The sequence below is a fragment of the Parendozoicomonas verongulae genome (assembly GCF_009711465.1).
In the GTDB taxonomy this organism is placed as follows: Bacteria; Pseudomonadota; Gammaproteobacteria; order Pseudomonadales; family Endozoicomonadaceae; genus Sansalvadorimonas; species Sansalvadorimonas verongulae.
In genome coordinates this window covers 25,601-32,060 of record NZ_SMME01000832.1, presented here as the reverse complement: position 1 = coordinate 32,060, position 6,460 = coordinate 25,601, and the positions used below count along the sequence as shown (strand labels likewise).

Annotated in this window: 6 protein-coding genes; 4 read left to right on the top strand and 2 right to left on the bottom strand. The window is 47.8% G+C overall.

Annotation, left to right across the window (positions count from 1 at the left end):
• The first annotated feature begins 542 nt into the window (after positions 1 to 542).
• Positions 543 to 1,667, top strand: a complete 1,125-nt coding sequence (locus tag E1189_RS11835; protein ID WP_155160537.1) for a mandelate racemase/muconate lactonizing enzyme family protein — start codon at positions 543 to 545, stop codon at positions 1,665 to 1,667.
• Between the two features lie 49 nt (positions 1,668 to 1,716).
• The gene (locus tag E1189_RS11830) at positions 1,717 to 3,327 is read left to right on the top strand and encodes a BCCT family transporter (protein ID WP_155160536.1); all 1,611 of its coding nucleotides are present in this window, start codon (positions 1,717 to 1,719) and stop codon (positions 3,325 to 3,327) included.
• A 51-nt stretch (positions 3,328 to 3,378) separates the two neighbouring features.
• Here the strand turns inward: E1189_RS11830 and E1189_RS11825 are convergent, their stop codons facing one another.
• Positions 3,379 to 4,074, bottom strand: a complete 696-nt coding sequence (locus E1189_RS11825) for a GntR family transcriptional regulator (RefSeq protein WP_155160535.1) — start codon at positions 4,072 to 4,074, stop codon at positions 3,379 to 3,381.
• Between the two features lie 556 nt (positions 4,075 to 4,630).
• Between E1189_RS11825 and E1189_RS11820 the strand changes: the two genes are divergently transcribed.
• Both E1189_RS11820 and E1189_RS25785 read left to right on the top strand, forming a co-directional pair.
• Positions 4,631 to 5,320, top strand: a complete 690-nt coding sequence (locus tag E1189_RS11820) for an ankyrin repeat domain-containing protein (protein WP_196221396.1) — start codon at positions 4,631 to 4,633, stop codon at positions 5,318 to 5,320.
• A gap of 136 nt (positions 5,321 to 5,456) precedes the next feature.
• Positions 5,457 to 5,588 (top strand): hypothetical protein, encoded by a 132-nt coding sequence (locus tag E1189_RS25785; protein WP_268921631.1) that lies wholly within the window; start codon positions 5,457 to 5,459, stop codon positions 5,586 to 5,588.
• A gap of 112 nt (positions 5,589 to 5,700) precedes the next feature.
• Here the strand turns inward: E1189_RS25785 and E1189_RS11815 are convergent.
• Positions 5,701 to 6,460: ankyrin repeat domain-containing protein (locus E1189_RS11815; protein WP_230460348.1), on the bottom strand; the 760-nt coding region annotated here is incomplete at its 5' end.

Sequence of the window (6,460 nt, the reverse complement as noted above, 5' to 3'; positions counted from 1 at the left end):
GCAAACAACCAGAAAGGGCAACTTAGCCTTTAAGTTGCATTGCTCAATCTATATGGGATACCGGATTTTATGTGCCGGTATCCGTTTTAAGAGTCTCAGTCCTTCACCGTCACTGCTTTCTCCACCCTCATCATAAGTACCCGGACCATCGTCTTTCAGATAAACAAGCGTAAGTACCCAAACCATTGTTTTCGGAAAGCAATGCCCGGGTACTTTTAGGTTGTGTAATTCCCCTTGCAATCCACGTATCAACCGCAAATACATAAATCGCTTGATTTGGGTCATGAAACTGTAAAGACAAGATTTGCACAATGTCGATTGTCAGACAATGGACGGGAATCCTTTATGTGCAAAGCCATCCGGTTCTCTGAAATGACAATATTGCCACCTTGCTACAAAACGTAAACAAGGGAGAGGTTGTACAGGTTATTTCCGGTCGCAATGAATCTGTCACAACCATGGCCACCCTCGAGAAGAAATCCCTGGGTGCTTAAACACACTCCTGTTCTTGTGTTGTTATTTTTCAGATTGAGAGAAATAGATTGAAAATTACTGATGTTGAAGTGATTCATCTGCGGGTTCCTGTGCCCGGAGAAACCTGCACTTGGGGTGAAGATGCGTTGATTGTACGCATTCACACGGATGAAGGCATTACTGGTCTGGGTGAGTCTGACAGTTCTCCCATGGTAATCAAGGCACTGATTGAAACTCCGAACTCCAATCTTTATTGCTATGGCCTTAAAGAACTTTTGATTGGAGAGAACCCTCTGGAGATCGCCCGTCTCTGGCAGAAAATGTATTGGGCATCTAATTATGTTGGACGTCGTGGTGCAGGTATTCACGCAATCAGTGCAATAGATATTGCCCTGTGGGATATCGCAGGTCAGTTCTATGGTGTGCCTCTTCATACCCTGCTGGGTGGAAAATTCCGGGATCGTATCCGTGCTTACGGCACGTTTATTCCTGCAGATAAGCCAGAAGATAACCGGGAGATTGCTTTAGGCCTGGTGGAAAAAGGCTTTACCAGCATGAAGTTTGGTGGCGGTGTTCTGGGTGATGATCCGGAAGTGGATTACCAGATTGTTAAAAATGTACGGGAAGCGATTGGTCCGGACATTGAACTGCAGATTGATCTGGCCACCAGGTGGAAAACCTCCGGCCATGCCCTGCGCATGTGTAAGCGACTGGAGCCGTTCAATCTGAACTGGGTGGAAGAGCCGGTTCTGGCCGATGATGAAAAGGGCTACACCAAGCTGTCAAATCTCTCTGATCAGCGAATTGCCGGTGGTGAAGCTTTGACCACAGTGCACGAATTCAAAGAATTTCTGGAACGCTTCGGTACCTGCATTGTGCAGCCGGACATTACCCGCTGCGGCGGTATCTCCGAGATGCGCAAGATTTACGATATGGCGGTTATGCACGGCACCCAGTTGATTCCTCACGGTTTCAGTACCGGCATTCTGCTGTCTGCGTCTGTGCACTTCCTGGCATCCTGTGAACACGGCACACTGATGGAATACTCCGAGAGCACCAGCCCTCTTGTGAATGACGGTGGCCTTGTGACAAATCCTGTTCAGTTTAAGGACGGTTATCTGGAAGTCCCTGACCTTCCCGGCCTTGGTATTGAACTCAATGACGATATGGTGCGTGAATACCAAGTGTTCTGATGGATGCTTATTGCGATCCCTCCTTTTTTCCTGAACAAAGAATTGTTTTATGTTGCAGAATAAACGACTTGATTTTTTCCTACTGATAATAAGTCTGGTTTTCGTTATCGCTATTGTATTGGGGCTTACACTTTTCCCCGAGGCGGGCACTGCGGGTGCTAACTATATATTTGGGCTGGGTACTATGATTTTCGGTACCCCGGTTTTGCTGGCTGTGTTTTGTTGTGTGGTTTTTCTTATCGGTCTGGCGTTGAGTAAGTACGGCAATATCCGTCTGGGTACGGAATCCGTGGAATACTCGACCTTCAGCTGGGTATCCATGATGATCTGTGCAGGCCTGGGCTCTGCCACTGTCTACTGGGCGTTTGTTGAGTGGGCTTACTACTTTAATAATCCTGCGCTGGGTATTCACACCGGCACCACTCTGGCCTACGAGTTCTCCACAGCTTACAACATGTTCCACTGGGGCTTCAGTGCCTGGGCGATTTACTGTATCGCGTCTCTGCCTGTGGCCTATCACTTCCATGTGCGTAAGAACGCTGGCCTGAGTCTTTCCGCCGTGTGCATGGCAATTCGTGGCGACAAGCCCATGACGCCTATGGTGAAGTCAGTTTGCCGTGCCATCGATATTATCTTTATCTTCACTTGCTTTGGTGGCCTCTCGATTACACTGGGGGTTTCCGTTCCGCTGGTGTCTGAGATTCTTGCCTCCATGATCGGTGTGCAGGCTGATTTCACTATGAACCTCGCGATTGTACTGCTGGTGTCCATTGTCTTCTCCCTTAGCTCCTATATTGGTATTTCAAAGGGCATGGCACGTATCAGCAGCATGAACACTTATCTGGCCATTATCTTCTGTCTGGCTGTACTGATTCTGGGGCCAACCCTGTTTATCGTGAAGAACACGGTTAACGGCTTTGGTACCATGCTGGGCAACTTCATTCACATGAGCCTGTGGACTGACCCCGTTGATAACAGCGGATTCCCTGAAGCCTGGACAATCTTTTACTGGCTGTACTGGATTACCTACACGCCATTCGTTGGGCTGTTCGTGACCAAGGTCTCCCGTGGACGCACTATCCGTGGTGTGGTTGCCAACATGCTGCTCAGCGGTAGCGCCGGTTGCTACTTCTTCTTTGGTATCCTGGGCAGTTTCTCCCAGAAGACAGCAATTGATGGTCTGGTTGATGTGACGGGCATGGTTGCTCAAGGTCAGGGTAACCCGGCTATTGTTCAGTTGCTGAACACCTTGCCATTCAGTTCCCTGTGGATTGTGCTGTTCGCGGTGGTGTCTATCCTGTTCCTGGCAACCACTCTGGACTCTGCGGCTTTCACTATGGCTGCGACTGTGACACCCGGCCTGAAGAACGGTGAAGACCCTGCGCCTATGCATCGTCTGTTCTGGTGTGTGATGCTGGCCGCTGTGCCACTGGCAATGATGTTTATTAATGCACCATTGAATACCATCAAGACCTGTGCAGTGGTCACCTCGATACCGCTGATCTTTATTCTGGGCTACATGATTAAGGGAATGGTGAAATGGATTGGGCAGGACTTCAGCCATAAGAGTGCTGAAACCATCGTTCAGGAGTGTGCGCTGGATGAAGACGTTGCTCTAAAGGGCGAAGCGGCTGCTTTCGGTAAGGCCGCTACAGCCTGACCAAACTGTATGGACAAACCATCTGGCCAGCCTGTGCTGGCCAGATGTCGTTTACTCAGAGTACGCCTGTGAAGATTGGTGCTGAGTTTTCTCTCTCAGGTTTTTGTGATAACTGTGGCAAAGCTCAGCATAGGTACTGATACTGCTTCGAGCACAGCGGCCAGCTTCAGCAATATTCCCGGCACAAATAGCTTCTACCAGTGGCACATGACTTCGTGCACTGTCCCGGATGCTGTAATCCAGATGAGTCATGTGCAGGTAAATAATCAGCTGGTTGGATACCCGGTTATAGACTTTTGCCATACGTGGGCTTTCACCGCACTCAACAATCAGCTTGTGCAGATCCATATCGCAATAGCTGACCTCCGTGAGTGTTGTCTCTTTCTGCTCACAAAGAGCGATAAATTCACGCACTTTTGCCCTCAGGCGCACCCGTTTTTCGTCATTGATTCGCTCGGCAGCCATCTCTGCTGACTGCCCTTCCAAAGCGACTCGCAGATGATAAAGCTCCCACAGGTCATCATCCCCCAGAGTAATGACCTGCCAGCCAGCATAAGGTTTCTGGAAGACCAGCCCCTCACTGCTGAGAGTATTCAACGCCATACGCATAGTTGTTCTCGACAGGTCCAGCTCCTTGGCCAGCATGCTCTCAACCAGCTTTTCGCCAGATTTGTAGACCCCATCCAGAATCTGTTGGCGTAAAAAATTAGCAGCCTGTTCTTCCAGGCTTTGCTTGGATATCTTCATGAAATGCAAAAGACTCGGCACGACCATTTCTGACATTTTGCCAGAAGGGACAACGATAGAAATGTAATAAGTACTCGATCATTGTTTTCGCATATCCTACCGGCGTATTCTTCCGCTCTTGCTACGTCACAACTCTGGCTACGTAGCAGCCTACACTTCCGACATTGTTCCTTGAAGAGTGAAAAATCCACTCGCCATCACCATGCAAAAGCAATGGCTCGGGTACTTAGCGGGATAATAGCGTAAATGGCTCTTAAGAGTCAGCTCCCCTCTGTTGCGTATACTTTCTTGCCGAGGCTTGCCGAGGATGGTTTTCTGTTCTTGAATAGGCGTGGCAGCTCTAGGTTTAGCGGGTTAGGAACTGCCATCATGCACCTGTTCAGGGGATTATTGAGAGCTGCTCACTCTAAACTCGAGTTTAGTAATAACAGTTGGGGGGTGGGGTATGTTAAGAATGTATCAGAGGTCGCAATTTATTTTCGCCAGTCTTTTTCTTCTGGCTCTAGGTTATTGTTCAAGCGCCCTGGCCGCAGGCGAATGCAAAGTAGGGTTGATCGTGCCACTGGCGAATAGATATGGTGAACACGATTTTCTGGCTGCGTGCCGTGAAGGCAATCTGGAAGCGGTGAACGTTTTTCTGAGCCAGGACGACTTTGATATTGACAAACACTTTCCCAGTAAAAAGTCTGGCATACCTATTCATGGTCTGTTTGTGGCCGTTCTCAATGGGCACGCTGAGGTAGTTCAGCGTTTAGTGAGCGCAGGAGCAAAACTTAATCAGACATGGAAGGGGTACACACCTTTGTTGGTGGCTACTTACGCTGGCCATATTGATGTCATTAAAATCTTATTGAACGCTAAGGGAATTGCTGTGAATCAGACGCTAAACGACGGTGCCACAGCTTTGATGCAAGCGGTTCAGGATGGCCATGTTGAGATAGTCAGGCTCTTGCTCAGCGCTGAGGCGGACCCAACACTCAAGTGGTATTTTGATGGTTTTTTCAGCAAAAGCCCACTGACTATGGCAAGAACACAATGGCTCTGCCATCTGTTCTCTCATGATGAACGTAGGAAATATTCACAAATCATTGCGTGTCTTAAACAGGCAAATTGTGAACGCAAAAAACAACGCCGAACATCTCTACTTACACCCAAAAATAAGGATTCTGCTAAAGTCACCACCAGCCCAGAAGGTGTGGCTATTGAAATGACCATGCTCAGCCTGTGGAGTGACTCAAAGGAATGAAGACCGAGGACTACGTGCGGCACGCAACCTTCAGGCAAAGCGGATAGAAAAACCCTATAAACCATAAAGATACAATTCATTGTTCAGAAAACTGGGCAGTTATTACTCTGAAGGTACTTAATAAAGGAGTTATTCCATGAAAGACAAAGCCCAAAACAATACCGTACAGGATAATAAAAAGAAGGAAGATCAGAACAGCAGCGTCTGTAATTTCAAAAACAACTACTATGGCGACCGTGTATGCGTGACTCTGACCACACAATCGTGAGTTCACTCTCCCCCCCCCAGTACTTTTCGTGCAGGGGGGGAACAATTGCTGAGGTTAGAGAAGTCTGCAGAGTGCTTATGGGTCTTCTGACTGTCTCATCGGGTGACTGAGTTTATTTCTTTGAACCACTCTGTACGTTGAATATGGACATTTCAATACCCTCCTGTGATGGAACAGTGGTGATTTCAATAGGCCTCGTATTTCGTGTACGTTGGGAAGTTTGATGCTGCTCTTTGTGTACCTGATTTGCCTGTGTGAGATAGTCAATGATTTGTGTGTATTCCAAACGTTTATCTCTGGGGCCAAGCAGGTGATAAAACCATTGTATTTTTGCCATAGTCAGTAGGGTTTTGTTAAAGCTTCCATCAAAGTGCCATTCTCTTGATGGGTTCGCGCCTGTTTCGAGCAAGAGCTTAACTATCTCAGCATGACCATCCCAAACTGCTTGCGTCAAAGCTGTGGCACCACGGTCTACGTTGTCCAGTACCTGATCAACATCAACAGCCTTAGTATTCAATAAGACTTTAATGACATCGATATGGCCATTGTAAGTGGCTCCATATAAAAGCGTGTATCCCCTACATGTTTGATGAAGATTTGCTCCTGCGTTCACTAAACGCTGAACCACTTCAGCGTGTCCTTTGATAACTGCCATAAACAAGCCATGAACAGGTATGTGAGTTCTTCTATTGGTAAACTGTTTGTCAATATCAAAGTCGCCTTGATTCAGAAAGACATTCACCGCTTCCAGATTGCCTTCACGGCAGGCAGCCAGAAAATCATGCTCACCATATTTATTCATCAGTGGGACCGTCAGCCTTACTTTGCATTCACCTGCGGCCAGGGCGTTTGTACAAAGCTGTAAATTCAGA

Excerpts from the sequence above, each read along its gene's own strand:
- E1189_RS11825 (WP_155160535.1), bottom strand. The coding sequence starts at position 4,074 with ATGAAGATATCCAAGCAAAGCCTGGAAGAACAGGCTGCTAATTTTTTA.
- E1189_RS25785 (WP_268921631.1), top strand. The coding sequence starts at position 5,457 with ATGAAAGACAAAGCCCAAAACAATACCGTACAGGATAATAAAAAGAAG.
- E1189_RS11830 (WP_155160536.1), top strand. The coding sequence starts at position 1,717 with ATGTTGCAGAATAAACGACTTGATTTTTTCCTACTGATAATAAGTCTG.